Source organism: Arthrobacter sp. CAU 1506 (assembly GCF_005047635.1).
GTDB lineage: Bacteria > Actinomycetota > Actinomycetes > Actinomycetales > Micrococcaceae > Crystallibacter.
On the sequence record NZ_SUKC01000005.1, the window covers coordinates 1 to 14,500 of the forward strand.

Below are 14,500 nucleotides of genomic sequence, written 5' to 3' on the forward strand. Positions count from 1 at the left end.
CCAGGCACCTTTCATCCGCGACGCGATGACCAGCCTGACCCGCCAGTTCGATGATCCCTCGGTGATGGAAATCATCGTGATCGATGACGGTTCCACCGACGGGACCGGGGAGCTGGCCGCCGCCTTTACCGGCCGGCTCCCCGGCCTCCAGATCCACCGCAACAACACCGCCACCGGGCTGGCCGCGGCACGCAACCAAGGCCTGGACGCCGCCACCGGACGCTACATCACCTTTTTCGATCCGGACGACTGGTACGCCCCCGGGCATCTGGCCCGGATCACCGAAGAAATCAGCGAGCTCGGCGTGGACTTCCTCCGGGTGGACCACATCCGCCACACGAACGGAGTCCGGACCGTTCACCGCGCGCCGCAAGCCGTGCGCGGCGTCGCCCTCGATCCCCGCCGCGACATCGGGCCTTCGGACGAGTCGACCATGGTGGACTACCCGTTCGCGCCGTTCGGCATCTTCGACGGCGCGCTCAAAGAAGCCGGGCTGCTGCATTTCCTCGACGGCCTGCATACCGCCGAAGACCGTCCCTGGATCTGGCGCCTGCATCTGCAGGCAGCCTCCTACGCCGTCTCGGATCAGCTGGGGGCCTTTTACCGGCGCGGCGTGGCGACGTCGCTGAGCCAGGTCTTCGACCGTCGGCAGTTGGATTTCCTGCGCAGCTACGCCGAAGTCTTCCGTCTGGTGGCGGAAGACCCTGAGGCGGACCGTTTTCGGCCCAAGGCCGTCCGGCAGTTCCTGGCCATCGCGTGCCACCACCTGGATCGTTCGGATTCCATGAGCCGGGCTGTCCGCCAGGAGCTGATCTCGGGCCTGCGTGCTGCCGTGGCCGGCCTTCCGGCCGCTGCCGTCGCCGCCGGGGTGCAGGCGCTGGGTGAGCGACGGAGCAAGACGCTGGAAACAGCAATCGGAGCATTGAAGTGAAAGAGCTATTTGTCGTCTCAACCCTGTATCAGTGCGTGTCGCTGGCAGCGGCCATCGACGACGCCGTCTTGCCGGAGACCGGGCAGGAACGCATTTTGGTACTGACCAACAACGCGATGATTCCGGAGGTCACCGTTCCGTTCCACGAGTCGCCGGGTTTCGCCGAGGCGGCCTGCCGATTCGACCGCGTGGTGGACCTGAGCAGCCTGCTCTGGCCCCGCCGGCCCGGGCAGTTCAGTCCCCGCGAGCAAGACCTTGACCTGTGGCAGAAGCTGCTGCGGTCGGAATGGGAGCTGGGAAGCGACCCGGTCCACCTGTTCGTCGAATCCATCCAAGTGGATCCCGCGATCGCGTTGGCCCGCATCTTCGCCAGTGCCCGGGTGTCGGTGCATTCCGACGGTCTGATGAGCTACGGGCCCACCCGGAACCCCGTCCCCTTGGCCGTGGCGCAGCGGCTCGATTCCCTGCTGTACGTTGATTTGGTTCCGGGCCTGCGGCCGCAGTTGCTGCGCGAACACCAGCCGAACCTGCTTCCGGTGGATCCGGCGTCCCTGCGCCGTGCCATGGAAGAACTGGACCGGTCCTTGCCGCCCCTTGCCCTGCCGTCCGCCGACCACCAGAAGGCGCCGGCCGGGACCGCCCTGCTGCTGGGCCAGTACCTGGCTGACCTGGGCATCCTCTCTGCCGAGGAAGAAGTGGCGCTGCACCGCCAGATGATCGAGAAGGCCAAAGACCAAGGGATCCTGCACTGCGTGTTCAAGCCCCATCCCAGCGCCGGGCCGGGGGCCGTCCGGTCGGTCGAGGCCGCGGCGCAGCAGCTCGGCGTGCAGCTGGACATCCTGGAGTCCTCCGCCCCGGCCGAAGTAGTGATGCAGCAGCTTCAGCCGAAACTGGTGGTGAGCTGCTTCTCCACCGCGCTGATGACTGCCAAATACCTGTTCAACATCGACGCCGCGGCGGTCGGCACCGCGTTGCTGCTGGAGCGGCTGAGTCCCTACGAAAACAGCAACCGCGTGCCGGTCACCATCGTCGATGCCGTCCTGGAACGGAACATCCAGGCGCCGGACCAGGACGGCACGGACACGCCGGACTCGCGGCGGCTCCAGCCGCTGGTCGAAGCCGTCTCCTATTGCATGCAGGCAGACACGCTGGCGGCGGTCCGCCCCAGCGCCGAAACCTATCTGCACAGCATCAAAGACGCACCCGAGAGGCGCTACTTCAAGCGGCGCCGGCTCACCAAGCTTGAGCTCCCGGGCGGATTATCCCGGGCTGACGGACCGCGGCCGCTGGCCCAGGTCGGGCGGATGGGCCGGCGTGCCGTCCGCAAACTCAAATCGGCTGTGGCCTCATGAGGCGGCAATGATGACACAAGCAGCAGTCACGGCAGCATTTCTCCCCCAGTTGGGTCCGGTGGTGGACCGCAGGCTAGCCCACCCGAAAGCGGGGTCCACCATCAGGCGGGGGCACCGGAACGAACTGGTTCGCCCGCGGTTCGGCCGTGCCGCCGTCTGGGCCGAGTCGCCGCTGCAGTTGCTCAGCGCGGTCGAGGCGCACGGCGCCGGCCTGCTGGGACAAGAAACGCTGATCCACCCGCGCGGCGACGCCGTGGGCATGGACAGCACACTGAGGTCGCTGATGGAACAGGTGCCAAGCGGCGTGCGGTTCACCCCGCCGTCGTCCGCGCTGCCCGCGGTCCGCAACCGGAAGCTAGACCGCTGGGTGACCGGCGATGCCTACTCCGGCAAGGTGCAGACCGAGCTCCTGCGCGGCGTCGTCGCCGACGAACTGGTCATTGTGGACGACGGACTGGCGACGCTGAGCCTGCTGCGAATGCTGGTCAGCGATGGGCCCACCCCGCTGATCCGTCCGCGGGCCGTGCCGACCGTGCGGCGTAAGGCGTTGGGTCTGGCCACCTGGTGGACGCTGCGCAGGATGGCCAGCCAGGGTCGGCTGCTGGTGTTCACGGCATTGTCCGTGCCCGACGCCGTGGAGAAGAAGTTCAGGGCACTGGGGGGCCATCTGGAACGGCACCGGTTCGAGTGGCTGGGCACCCAACCGGTGACCGAGAACATCCTCGAACCGACCATTCTGGTGGGGTCTGCCATGCCCGCCGACCAGCTGATCCGGCCCGAACCGTACGTGGACTGGGTGCGGTCGTTGACCGAGGACGGCCCGGTGGCCTATTTCCCGCACCGCCGGGAACAGCCGGAGCTACTCAAGGCTCTGGACGAGCACCCGCTGATCCGCGTCAAGCAGCACACGATTCCGGTAGAAATGCGCCTGCGCGGTCTGCGGCCCGGGCAGGTGGTCCGCGCCCTGCCCTCCACGGTACTGGCGTCGCTGCGCCTGATCCTGGCCCCGTCCGGGGTGCCGCTGAAGGGCCAGCCGGTACCGGATGACTGGTGGCTGCCGCAGACAACAGAAGAACTGCGCCGGCACCTGAGCAGTTCGCTGCGCGAAGGAGGCAAGTGATGGCTCCGGGGCCCCACAGCACAGCCGAGCCTGCGGCAGGCGGGAACGGGATCCGCCCCTTCCGCGTGCTGGCGGTGGCAGACAGCGATTCGTACCTGAAGTTTGCCTGCGCCACGTTGGAATCGCTCGGCGAGGGCTGGGAGCGCGAAGTCCTGCTGGTCCGCTCCCCCATCTTGCCCACGCTGGAACAGATCCAGGCGGCGACCGCCGGGACGTTCCTGGCCGGCAAAGCGCCCCGGGTGATCGCCGCGTCGGGTCTGAAGAGCGCGCTGGCGGGCGCCGACGTCGTGCTGGCAGCGGCCACCGGACCGGTGGTGGAAGAGATCTTCACGCAGGCCTCGCGGATGCCGCACCGGCCGGCGCTGTTGTCCGCACTGCCGGGTGTTGCCTTCCCGGCCACCCGCAAGGCGCTGAACTATCGCGCCCTCGGCGACGCTTTCATCACGCACAGCCATGCCGAATGCCGCGCGTTCAGCGATCTGGCCGATGCCATGGGGCTGCCGCAGCGGATCCTGGTCTCGCGGTTGCCGTTCCTGGCCTCCCCGGGCCGGCCGGAGCCGCAGCAGGTCCCGCTGCGTTCGGTGGTGTTTGCGCCGCAGGCCAAGGTTCCGGTGGAGCGCGACCAGCGCGTGGCGATCCTGCAGGCCCTGGCAGCGCTGGCGCGGCGCCGGCCGGAACTGTCGGTACGGGTGAAGTTGCGGGCGTGGGCCGGCGAACCGCAGACGCACCTGGAGCAGTACCCCTTCGACCAGCTCTGGTCCGACCTGGTGGCGGCGCGCGCGGTCGCCGGGCACGAACTGCAGTTCTGCACCGGTCCCATGTCCGCGCAGCTCACGCCCGCGGCGGCGATGGTCACGGTGAGCTCCACGGCTGCCTTGGAAGCGCTCGACGCCGGTCTGCCGGTGCTGATCCTCGACGACTTCGGCCTCTCCGAGGAGATGCTGAACAAGGTCTTCGACGGCTCCGGACTGGTGGGGAATCTGGAGGATATGGTGGCCGGCCGGTTCCGGCACCCTGACCACCGGTGGCTGCGGGACAACTACTTCCACGTCCAATCCGCGCCGTTGGACGGCCTGCTGCTGAACTTCGCCGAGCGCGCCCGCGCCGGAAAACTGGCGACGGACCCGGACCGGCTGGCAGCGGTGCAACGCCGCAAGATGCGCTCGAAGCTGCGCACCGTGCTGCCCTCGCCGGCCTTGAACCTGGTGCGCCGGCTGCGCAACGCCCGGCGCCTGCCGGCCTGATCGAGACGCGCTCCGCGGGGCACCGTTTGGAACCTCTGCTGTCCGGGTGCAGGACCCGGGCAGCTGGGGAGAGTACGTCGGCTCCCCGGAGCTCTGGAACCGGACCCTGCAGAACTGGCAATCCGAATTCCTGGCCGTGTGGTCCATGGTGATCCTGTCCGTGTACCTGCGCCAGCGTGGTTCGCCCGAATCCAAGCCGGTGGGGCAGCCACACGATTCCACCGGGGTGAGCGGATAGCCCGGGCCGCCGCGGAAACGGCGCCGCCGTCACGGGAATGGTCCGGCCCGGCGGGGCGTTGAAACACGGCGTAGACTGGATAGGCTGCCCGCCATCGGCGCGGCGGCCAGACAGAAGTGTTTCGAAGGAGAACCGTGGCAGAGAACCCCATCCGGGTAGCGATCGTCGGTGTTGGAAACTGTGCGGCCTCGCTGGTCCAGGGTGTCCACTACTACCGTGGCGCGGACCCGAGCGCAACGATCCCCGGACTGATGCACGTCGCGTTCGGCGCCTACCACGTCGACGATGTGCAGTTCGTCGCGGCGTTCGACGTGGACGGCAAAAAGGTCGGTCTTGACCTGGCCGACGCGATCGGCGCCAGCGAGAACAACACCATCAAGATCGCCGATGTTCCGCCCACCGGCGTCAAGGTGCAGCGCGGCCACACACTGGACGGCCTGGGAAAGTACTACCGCGAGACCATCGTGGAATCCGACGACGAGCCCGTGGACATGGTCGCCGCACTGCGTGATGCCAAGGTCGACGTCATGGTCTGCTACCTGCCGGTCGGTTCCGAGCAGGCTGCCAAGTTCTACGCCCAGTGCGCGATCGACGCCGGCGTGGCCTTCGTCAACGCGCTTCCGGTCTTCATTGCCGGCACCAAGGAATGGGCGGACAAGTTCACCGAAGCCGGCGTTCCCATTGTGGGCGACGACATCAAAAGCCAGATCGGTGCCACCATCACGCACCGTGTGATGGCCAAGCTGTTCGAAGACCGCGGCGTGGTCCTGGACCGGACGTACCAGCTCAACGTCGGCGGCAACATGGACTTCAAGAACATGCTCGAGCGCGAGCGCCTGGAGTCCAAGAAGATCTCCAAGACCCAGGCCGTCACCTCGAACACGTCCGCCGTTCTGGGCGACGACGACGTGCACATCGGCCCCTCCGACTACGTGTCCTGGCTTGATGACCGCAAGTGGGCTTTCGTCCGGCTGGAAGGCCGCAACTTCGGCGACGCCCCGGTCTCGCTGGAGTACAAGCTCGAGGTCTGGGACTCCCCCAACTCCGCGGGCGTCATCATCGACGCAATCCGTGCGGCCAAGATCGCGCTGGACCGCGGCATCGGCGGCCCGATCCTTTCGGCGTCGAGCTACTTCATGAAGTCCCCGCCGGAACAGTACGACGACGAGACCGCCCGCGAAAAGGTCGAAGCCTTCATCAGCGGCGAGTCTGACAGCTAACACGCACTCCAGGCGAAGGGGGTCGGTCCACCAGGACCGGCCCCCTTCACCTTTTTCCGGGCTGGCAACTGCGTCCGAGTAGTGTGGATTTATGGCCGTACCCTCCCCGACCCCTTCCGGGCAGCTTCACGGGGCGGCCCCTCGCCCCCGCCGCAACTATGCGCTGGACATCCTCCGGATCGTCAGCATCGTCGGCGTGGTGGCCATCCACTCCCTTCGGCGAGCTGGCAGGCGACGACGACGCCCGCACTCAGCCGGATTGGCTTCCGGCGGCGATCATCGACATAGCCTTCATCTGGGTGGTGCCCGTTTTCGTCACGATCTCCGGTGCCCTGGTCTTGGCGCCGCGGGCGCATGCCGACGGTGCCAAGGCCTTTTACCGGAAGCGGGCGCTTCGGCTGCTGCCCGCCCTGGTGGTCTGGCATCTGGTGTATATCTTTGTGGGCAACTACCTGATCCTGGGCCGCGAACTGCATCCAGGCGAGGTGCTGGTGTCCGTCTTCGATACCCAGGTTTATCCGCACCTCTACTTCCTCTGGCTGATCCTGGGCCTGTATCTGGTCGCGCCGCCGTTAGCCGGCTACGTGAACCGGGTTCCGTTGCAGCGCGCCGCTGCCGCAACCAGCATCGTGTTGGTGCTGACCCTGGCGCTGTTCAGCTTGCAGGCCGCCAGCATCCAGTTCGCGTGGGGCTGGCAGTATCCGTGGAACATCCTGACCCAGTGGGTCCCCTATCTGGGTTACTTCATGGCCGGCTGGGTCATCACCCAGGTTGCCCGTCCCCCGCGGTGCCGCCCTGGCGGCAGGAGGCGCCGCCGTCGTGCTTTCCATTTTCAACATCTGGCACTGGATCCATCAGGATTCCACCCCGACGCTGAACATCATCACGCCGTCCAGCTACGTGGGGCTGGGCGTCACGGCGGCAGCCCTGTGCATCTTTACCGCCACCTACCACTTGCTGGCCGGATGGCAGCCCGCCAGTTGGCTGGGCCGCACCCTGGTCCAGCTCTCCAACGCCTCTTTTGGCGTGTTCCTCTGCCACTACCTGTTCCTGACCTGGCTGACGTTCCACGTCTTCCCCGACCAAGAGCCCACGCTGGCACTGATGACGGTGAAGTTCTCCATAGCGACCATCGGCTCGTTCGCGCTGACACTGCTGGCCCTGCGGACTCCGGTACTCAACCGCGTGTTTTGACCCCATGGGCTGAACCTTGCGTTGAGTGCACCGTGTGCTGCGCCCTGCGTTCAGTGCACGGTGTCCCGAACGCAGGGCTCGTTCGGCCGAGCCGCCCGAGGTTTTTCCCTCGAGGCAACCGCCGAGGCGCCGCCCGCGGAACCGCCCCGGCGGGGCTAAAACAGTCCGGTGATGACGCCGTCGTCGTCCACGTCCATCCGGCCCGCCGCCGGTTCCTTCGGCAGCCCCGGCATGGTCATCACGTCGCCCGTCAGCGCCACGATGAAGCCCGCGCCGGTCTTCGGGATCAGGTCACGCACGGTGATACTGAAGCCGCTGGGGGCGCCCAGCACCGAGGGATCGTCAGTGAACGAATACTGCGTCTTGGCCATGCACACGGGCAGTTTGCCCCAGCCGTTCGCCTCGATCTCGGCCAGTCGCTTGCGGGCCGGACTGGTGAACTCCACATGGTCCGCACCGTAGATCTGCTGCGCGATGGTCTCGATCTTTTTCTCCACGGTCAGGTCCAGGTCGTACAGCGGGGAGAACGACTGTTGCTGCTGCAGCACCTGTGCCACCTTCGCGGCCAGCGCGTCGCCGCCGGTGCCGCCACCGCCCTGGCCCCAGACATCGGCCACCGCGGCTTCAACCCCCTTCTGCCGGCACCAGTCCAGCACCCAGTCCAGTTCTTCGGCGCTGTCAGAGGTGAACTTGTTGATCGCCACCACCGGGGTGAGGCCGAACTTGGCGGCGTTGTCCACGTGCCGTTCGAGGTTGGCGATGCCGGCCTGGACAGCTTCCAGGTTGGGTTCCTTCAGCTGGTCCTTGGGGACGCCTCCGTGCATCTTCAGGGAGCGGATGGTGGCCAGCACCACGATGGCCGACGGCGCGAACCCGCCGGCCCGGGCCTTGATGTCCATGAACTTCTCCGCGCCCAGATCCGAGCCGAAGCCTGCCTCAGTGACCACGACGTCGGCGAGCCGGCGGGCGGTCTGGGTGGCCAGCAGCGAATTGCAGCCGTGAGCAATGTTGGCAAACGGGCCGCCGTGCACAAAGGCCGGTGTGCCGGCGATGGTCTGCACTAGGTTCGGTTTGATGGCGTCTTTGAGCAGCATGGCCAGGGCGCCCTGCACGCCCAGGTCGGCCACGGTCACGGGTTTGCGACCGTAGGTGTAGCCGACGGTGATGCGCGACAGCCGGGCCTTCAGGTCGGCCGGGCCGGACGAGAGGCAGAAGACAGCCATCACCTCGGAGGCCACAGTGATGTCGAACCCTGCTTCGCGCGGCACGCCCTGGGTGGGACCGCCGAGCCCGATCACCACCTGCCGCAACGCCCGGTCGTTCATGTCCAGGACCCGCCGGAACGTCAGCCGCCTGGGATCGATGCCCAAATCGTTGCCCTGGTAGATGTGGTTATCCACCAGCGCCATCAACGCGTTGTTGGCCGAGGTAATGGCGTGAAAGTCCCCGGTGAAGTGCAGGTTGATGTCATCCATCGGGAGCACCTGCGAATAGCCGCCGCCGGTTGCGCCTCCCTTCATGCCCAAAATCGGGCCCAGCGAGGGTTCCCTGATGGCCACCATGGTCTTGTGGCCGGCCTTGGCCAGCGCATCCGCCAGTCCCACCGTTAGCGTCGACTTGCCTTCGCCTGCCGGTGTGGGCGACATCGCCGTCACCAGGACCACCTGGCCGCGGGGTTCCTCGAAGCCCGCGCCGAGCTTGGCCGGATCGATCTTGGCCTTGTAGCTGCCGTAAAGTTCCAAGGCCCCGGCCGGTATTCCCACCGCCTCGGCAATCTCGGTAATCGGCCGCAAAGTGGCGCGGCGGGCAATCTCAAGATCAGTCAGCGGAGCCGGCTCAGACATCTTCGTCCTTCTTCCCTCGCATGGGCCATGTGGGCAGCATTGCTGCCACAGCCAACGTATCAGCCGCACACGCCGCCGTCACCGGTCCGTGCCGGAGCAAGATTCGAGCGGCTGCTGCAACGTTCCCGCCTCTGCATCGCTGGCTACGGGCGCGTGTCCTGACCCTGCCGCCGGCACGGGGCTGCGGGCTAATTGGGGCAGCATGCGAAAGCCGGGGTTCTGCCGGCGATACAGCGAAGGCCTGCCGCGCAATCGCGCGGCAGGCCTTCTGCGTGTTGGGTGCTGCGGCCGTTAGCGGCGGACCGCCCGACGACCGGACAGGCTCTCCGCCACACCGATCAGGAGCACCGCAGCAACAACCGCGACGATGAAGCCAAGGACGTTGAGCTCGAAGATGTCACCGGTACCCAGCAGGTTCGCGATGACACCGCCAATGATCGCCCCGACAATGCCAAGCAGCAGCGTTGCCAAAATCCCCAGGTTCTGCTTTCCGGGCTTGATAAGGCGAGCAAGTGCTCCGATGACAAGCCCAGCGATAATGAAACCGATCATGTTGCCTCCTCAGGTTGCGACGCCTCTACGATAAGCATACTTAGCGATCCATCGCAAAACGTTCTATCGCACGGATCGTGCAGTTCGGGTCGCGCAGCCCCCAGCCGCACGCATACAGGAAGCTCTCGCAGTTCCTGCGGGCGACGTTGACGTGGATCCCGGGAATAGCCAGTGGCATTGCTGGTTCGGAAGCCCGGTTGCCCTCCGGCTAAAAACGACGCTATCCCCCGCTACAACCCTTATCTAGGCGTGCACGCGCATGCTTAGCTGAACGGATTTGTCCGCTCGGAAACTTGTTGGTGGCACTAGTCCAAACACTTCAGGCTGGGCCTGGCCGAAGGAGTCGCCTGCGCTGTTAAAAGAGGACCTGCGTTGTTAAAGGCGGAAGCCCGCGCCGGGCAGGAACCCGGCGCGGGCCTGTAGCTACATCGGGTCCAATGTGATTCATCGGATCCTCCTCGCGAATGTGTCCCCTACAGGACGGCGTATTTAATTGCACTTGCTGAGCCGGGAACTTCAGCGGATGAGCTGCTGGTGCGACAGCAAATCGTCGCGCACTTGTTCCAAGAGCTGATCATCAACACGCACGTTCTGTATTCGTTTCCACAGCGAGACGCTCTGGCGGAGCTTGCGGATCATGGCATTCACCTCCTGCCTATCCAAGAAATTCGGCATCCCCGCAGTTGCGGCATGTTCGGGTGCCGGGCGGGTGGAGTCAACGGTCCGATCGCGCCAAGTCCAGGAGGAGTCGGCTAACTCGTCCACCGACGGCCAGGCGGAATCCGCAGCTTCGCCCGCCGACGACCAGGCTGAGTCGGCAATTTCGTCGACTCCCGACCGGAGGGAACCGGCGGCTTCTGACCCGTCGACTGCGGAAACGCTGTCTCCTCGACCGGTGGCTGCATCGAGGTCGCGCAGACTTCCGGCGCTGATCAGCTGGCCGTGGCCGAACCGCCCCGCATCGGACAGTGGCGCTTCGGTGGGACCGATGGATCGTTCGGGTGCAGGCGCTAGAGCTGCATCCAGCGGTTTCATGAGGATTTCCTCTCGGGAGTGTTTGGGATTTTGGGCAGGAAGCATGGCGGAATCCAGGGGAGTTTCAACTGCCGGCACGGAGCCCATGGCGGTTGTTGCAGCACCGGCTGGGGTGGCCACGTAGGCAGAAGGAAATGCGGTAAGAATGCTCATAGCGAAGTCCTCAAACAGAAGGTGAGGCCTCCGCGCGGGAGAGCTAGAGAAATGCGGTGATTGAGGAAAGGCAGCGGTTCACGAAATGAACCGGTTCAATCAGCGAAGTTCTAGTGCGCAGAAATGGCGGAGGCGGGTCGTCGGAGCGCGGCGAAGGAGTTAAACACTCCGCCCGGCGTCTTGGTCATAATCACAGATCCCACCTCCCTTTCTTGATAGCGCCAATAGAAACAGTCCGGATCCAACCCTCCTGATTGAGAAAGTTCAATCGGACGTTCTTAACGTACCCGATAACTGATGTTTCTGCCTAGCCAGTTCGCGGAACTCGTTGAGCTTTTCTTCTTTTCATCGGCGTGTCCTCGGAAACACGCCGCAGTACGACGGCGCGCGATCGGCCACAACCACCAAGAAGGTCAACAGCGCGGAAGGCCCGCAGCTCATCGAGTGGGGAATAGTTGCGGCTATCGCCGGCGTGTCGCAGCATCTTTTCGCAAGTCGAATGTCGCCACGTTCCCTGGGCGGCTTCCTGCCGGCTGACCACACACCGGCAGGAAGCGGGATCGGCCGCCGTGTGCCTCGAGCCTGACCGAACACCGGCACGAGGCGGAACCGGCCGCCGTGTGCCTCGAGCCTGACCGCGAAACGGCGGTCATGACTACCCCAACCCGCGTTAGCGCCGGTGACTAGAGGTTCCCAGCCCCGGTGGCTAGAGGTTCCAGCCAGCAATTGCGGGCGTCTTCTTGTCCCAGCCCAGCCGGCAGACGGCAGCGGTCTCCAGGACAAAATGCCGGCCCTCGACCGGTTCCATGCCGAGCCACCGGGCAGCGAGCACGCGGAGGAAATGTCCGTGTGCCACCAGCAGGACCTGCCGCGGCCCGGATGCTTCGGCGGCCGCGTCGGCGGCCGTGTCGCCGGAGGCTTGAGTGCCCGCGTCGCCGGAGGTCCCAAGACTCATTTCGGCGGACAGCGCACGGAATTCAGACGTGCTACCGACCGGCATCCGGCCCGCGGAAGCGCCGCGGAAAGTCCCGCCGCCGGAAGCTGCATCGTCTTCACCGTCGAGTACTTTCGCGATGACATGGTCGGCCCGGTCCGCCACCTGCTGCAGCGACTCGCCGCCGCGGACGCCGTGGGTCCAGATCAGGTACGAGGGGTCTACCGCCCGGATAGCGGCGCTCTGCAGTCCCTCGTAGTCCCCGTAGTCCCACTCGTGCGCTTCCGGCACCACTTCCGCTTCCGGATAGCCGGCCAATGCGGCGGTCCGGCGCGCACGGACCAGCGGCGAGGTCAGGACGGTGCGGAAACGGACTCCTGCCAGCTTCGCGGCGGCGTCGCGGGCCTGTTGCACTCCGGCAGGCGTGAGCTCCAGATCCGTTAGTCCGGTGTACCGGTGGTCCCGCGACCACTCGGTTTCACCATGGCGCATCAGCCACAGCACCGGGAAGTCATGCGGATCGGCACCGGCCATGGCTATTCCCGGTCTCCGCGCGGCGCCGGCGCGCCTTGGTCGACCACCGGAGCGAATTCCGGCTGCTCCCGCCACCAGGCCAGGAGTTTCGCCTCTGCCTCCTCCGGCGCCGCCGGTCCGTTTTCCAGCCGTTCTTCCAAGAGGAACCTGTAGGCACGGCCGACCAACGGTCCGGGCTTGATACCCAGCAGTTCCATGATCCGGGCGCCGTCCAGGTCCGGCCGCACGGCGTCCAACTGCTCCTGCTCCTGCAGGATGGCGATCCGCTGCTCCAGGTCGTCATAGGCAAAGGCGAGCTGCTCCGCCTTGCGCTTGTTGCGGGTGGTGACATCCGAACGGGTCAACCGGTGCAGTCGTTCCAGCAGCGGCCCGGCGTCGTTGACGTATCGGCGCACAGCCGAATCCGTCCAGCCTGCTTCGCCGTAGCCGTAGAAACGCATGTGCAGTTCCACCAGCCGGGAGACGGCTTTGATGGTGTCATTGTCGAAGCGCAGCTTCTTCATTCGCTTGGCGGTGAGTTTGGAGCCCACCATGTCATGGTGGCGGAAGCTGACCGCCCCGGATGGTTCGAAGCGGCGGGTAGCCGGCTTGCCGACGTCGTGCATCAGGGCGGCGAAGCGCAGGACGAAGTCCGGACCCGGCAGCGCGCCGTCGTCGTCCGTCTCCAGGCTGCACGCCTGCTCCAGCACGGTGAGCGAGTGCTGGTAGACGTCCTTGTGCCGGTGGTGCTCGTCGATTTCCAGCCGCAGCGCGGAGACTTCCGGCAGCACGCGGTCGGCCAATCCGGTGTCCACCAACAGATCCACGCCCGTCCGCGGATCCTTGCCGTTGACCAGCTTGACCAGTTCGTCGCGGACGCGTTCGGCGGAGATGATCTCGATCCGGCTGGCCATGTCCTTCATCGCGGCCGCCACCTCGGGCGCCACTGTGACCCCCAGCTGCGAGGCGAACCGCGCGGCACGCATCATCCGGAGCGGATCATCGGAGAACGACGACGACGGCGCGCCCGGAGTGCGCAGCAAGCCGGCATGGAGATCCTTCACGCCGCCGTAGGGGTCTACCAGTTCCAGCGAGGGCAGTCGCAGCGCCATGGCGTTCATGGTGAAATCGCGGCGGAACAAGTCGTCCTCGAGGGAGGTGCCGAACGCCACCACGGGCTTGCGGGAATCCGGGTCGTAGGCCTCCGCCCGGTAAGTGGTCACCTCGATCATGTGATCGCCCTTGCGCATGCCGATGGTGCCGAACTCGCGGCCGATCTCCCAGAACGTGTCCGCCCATTTCTTGACGACGGCGATGGTCGCGTCCGGGTCGGCGTCGGTGGTGAAATCGAGGTCCGGGGAGATCCGGCCCAGGAACAGGTCGCGCACCGGTCCACCGACCAGCGAGAGCTCGTGTCCCGCGTCCGCAAAAAGCTTTCCCAGTTCGATCACAACGTCCGGCAACGGTAGGGACGGGGCGTTTGAGCCGGTTGCGGAAGGGAACTGCGAACCAAAAAGGTGAACCATAGTGACTTAAGCGTGCCAGATGCCGGACACGATGTTTAACAATGTCCGGGCGGCTCGGCGTCGGCATCCTCAGGTCGTGACAAAAATCGTTAGAGTGGACGCATGGCACACCCGGTCCCGAGCGCCCCGAAGCGCACCCCGCTGACAGCGTCAGTGGGCAGCGCCGCGCCCGGACACCATTCGCTGCCTACCGTGGAGGAAATCTCCGCCGGCGGCGTGGTGGTGGATACGTCCACCCCGGACCTGAATGTGGCGATCATCGCCCGCTTTAATCGCGGCGGACGGCTTGAGTGGTGCCTGCCCAAGGGCCATCCCGAAGGCCGTGAAACCAATGAAGAGGCCGCCGTCCGCGAAGTTGAAGAAGAAACGGGAATTAAGGGACGGGTGCTGGCCACGCTCGGCAGCATCGACTACTGGTTCACTGTCAGCGGCCATCGCGTCCACAAGACCGTGCACCATTTCCTGCTCGAGGCCACCGGCGGCCTGCTCACCATCGAGAATGACCCGGACCACGAGGCAGTCGACGTCGCGTGGGTGCCGTTGGCCGATCTGGGCCGGAAGCTCTCCTTCCCGAACGAGCGGCGGATCGTAGACCTGGCCCGGGAAGTCCTGCCCGGCCACGTCTGAGGCTGCCTGCCGGGTGC

13 protein-coding genes and 1 pseudogene are annotated in these 14,500 nt (G+C 66.0%); 8 read left to right on the forward strand and 6 right to left on the reverse strand.

Translation table 11 applies throughout. From position 1 onward, the window contains the following. From E4J89_RS07400 to E4J89_RS07425, 6 genes and pseudogenes are all read left to right on the forward strand, one after another. A partial coding sequence (locus E4J89_RS07400) for a glycosyltransferase family 2 protein (protein WP_136785506.1) occupies window positions 1-931 on the forward strand: 931 nt, incomplete at its 5' end. Beyond that, a complete protein-coding gene (locus tag E4J89_RS07405; protein ID WP_136785507.1) occupies window positions 928-2,283 on the forward strand; it encodes a polysialyltransferase family glycosyltransferase in 1,356 nt (451 codons plus the stop codon). The genes E4J89_RS07400 and E4J89_RS07405, both read left to right, overlap by 4 nt. A 10-nt stretch (window positions 2,284-2,293) precedes the next feature. Further along, the gene (locus tag E4J89_RS07410; RefSeq protein WP_240691779.1) at window positions 2,294-3,403 is read left to right on the forward strand and encodes a hypothetical protein; all 1,110 of its coding nucleotides are present in this window, start codon (window positions 2,294-2,296) and stop codon (window positions 3,401-3,403) included. Next, the gene (locus tag E4J89_RS07415; protein ID WP_136785508.1) at window positions 3,403-4,647 is read left to right on the forward strand and encodes a DUF6716 putative glycosyltransferase; all 1,245 of its coding nucleotides are present in this window, start codon (window positions 3,403-3,405) and stop codon (window positions 4,645-4,647) included. Before E4J89_RS07410 ends, E4J89_RS07415 begins: the two co-directional genes overlap by 1 nt. 52 nt (window positions 4,648-4,699) lie before the next feature. Next, window positions 4,700-4,885, forward strand: a pseudogene (locus tag E4J89_RS07420) (DUF6766 family protein); the annotation flags it as partial. A gap of 134 nt (window positions 4,886-5,019) precedes the next feature. Continuing rightward, window positions 5,020-6,105: an inositol-3-phosphate synthase gene (locus E4J89_RS07425; protein ID WP_136785509.1), complete on the forward strand. Its 1,086-nt coding sequence runs from the start codon at window positions 5,020-5,022 to the stop codon at window positions 6,103-6,105. A gap of 182 nt (window positions 6,106-6,287) precedes the next feature. Here the strand turns inward: E4J89_RS07425 and E4J89_RS19710 are convergent, their stop codons facing one another. Then, entirely contained in the window at window positions 6,288-6,629 is a 342-nt protein-coding gene (locus E4J89_RS19710) for a hypothetical protein (protein WP_240691780.1), read from the reverse strand. 295 nt (window positions 6,630-6,924) lie between these two features. Between E4J89_RS19710 and E4J89_RS07435 the strand changes: the two genes are divergently transcribed. Further along, a complete protein-coding gene (locus tag E4J89_RS07435; RefSeq protein ID WP_136785510.1) occupies window positions 6,925-7,299 on the forward strand; it encodes a hypothetical protein in 375 nt (124 codons plus the stop codon). 155 nt (window positions 7,300-7,454) lie between these two features. Here the strand turns inward: E4J89_RS07435 and E4J89_RS07440 are convergent, their stop codons facing one another. The 5 genes from E4J89_RS07440 to E4J89_RS07465 all read right to left on the reverse strand — a co-directional run bounded on the left by E4J89_RS07440 (window position 7,455) and on the right by E4J89_RS07465 (window position 13,856). Continuing rightward, the gene (locus E4J89_RS07440; RefSeq protein WP_136785511.1) at window positions 7,455-9,143 is read right to left on the reverse strand and encodes a formate--tetrahydrofolate ligase; all 1,689 of its coding nucleotides are present in this window, start codon (window positions 9,141-9,143) and stop codon (window positions 7,455-7,457) included. 291 nt (window positions 9,144-9,434) lie between these two features. Beyond that, window positions 9,435-9,695: a GlsB/YeaQ/YmgE family stress response membrane protein gene (locus E4J89_RS07445; protein ID WP_136785512.1), complete on the reverse strand. Its 261-nt coding sequence runs from the start codon at window positions 9,693-9,695 to the stop codon at window positions 9,435-9,437. Window positions 9,696-10,211: 516 nt separating this feature from the next. Next, entirely contained in the window at window positions 10,212-10,817 is a 606-nt protein-coding gene (locus E4J89_RS07450) for a hypothetical protein (RefSeq protein WP_136785513.1), read from the reverse strand. A 772-nt stretch (window positions 10,818-11,589) separates the two neighbouring features. Beyond that, window positions 11,590-12,351: a histidine phosphatase family protein gene (locus tag E4J89_RS19715; RefSeq protein ID WP_240691781.1), complete on the reverse strand. Its 762-nt coding sequence runs from the start codon at window positions 12,349-12,351 to the stop codon at window positions 11,590-11,592. 2 nt (window positions 12,352-12,353) lie between these two features. Further along, complete coding sequence (locus E4J89_RS07465) at window positions 12,354-13,856, reverse strand: CCA tRNA nucleotidyltransferase (RefSeq protein ID WP_136785514.1); 1,503 nt, start codon at window positions 13,854-13,856, stop codon at window positions 12,354-12,356. Window positions 13,857-13,958: 102 nt separating this feature from the next. Here E4J89_RS07465 and E4J89_RS07470 point away from each other — a divergent pair, with 102 nt between their 5' ends. After that, a complete protein-coding gene (locus E4J89_RS07470) occupies window positions 13,959-14,483 on the forward strand; it encodes an NUDIX hydrolase (RefSeq protein WP_205754436.1) in 525 nt (174 codons plus the stop codon). The last annotated feature ends 17 nt before the right edge of the window (window positions 14,484-14,500 follow it).

Coding starts and splice junctions, on each gene's coding strand:
- E4J89_RS07445 (WP_136785512.1), bottom strand. CDS start 9,695: ATGATCGGTTTCATTATCGCTGGGCTTGTCATCGGAGCACTTGCTCGC.
- E4J89_RS07440 (WP_136785511.1), bottom strand. CDS start 9,143: ATGTCTGAGCCGGCTCCGCTGACTGATCTTGAGATTGCCCGCCGCGCC.
- E4J89_RS07465 (WP_136785514.1), bottom strand. CDS start 13,856: ATGGTTCACCTTTTTGGTTCGCAGTTCCCTTCCGCAACCGGCTCAAAC.
- E4J89_RS07450 (WP_136785513.1), bottom strand. CDS start 10,817: ATGGGCTCCGTGCCGGCAGTTGAAACTCCCCTGGATTCCGCCATGCTT.
- E4J89_RS19715 (WP_240691781.1), bottom strand. CDS start 12,351: ATGGCCGGTGCCGATCCGCATGACTTCCCGGTGCTGTGGCTGATGCGC.
- E4J89_RS07410 (WP_240691779.1), top strand. CDS start 2,294: ATGACACAAGCAGCAGTCACGGCAGCATTTCTCCCCCAGTTGGGTCCG.
- E4J89_RS07415 (WP_136785508.1), top strand. CDS start 3,403: ATGGCTCCGGGGCCCCACAGCACAGCCGAGCCTGCGGCAGGCGGGAAC.
- E4J89_RS07470 (WP_205754436.1), top strand. CDS start 13,959: ATGGCACACCCGGTCCCGAGCGCCCCGAAGCGCACCCCGCTGACAGCG.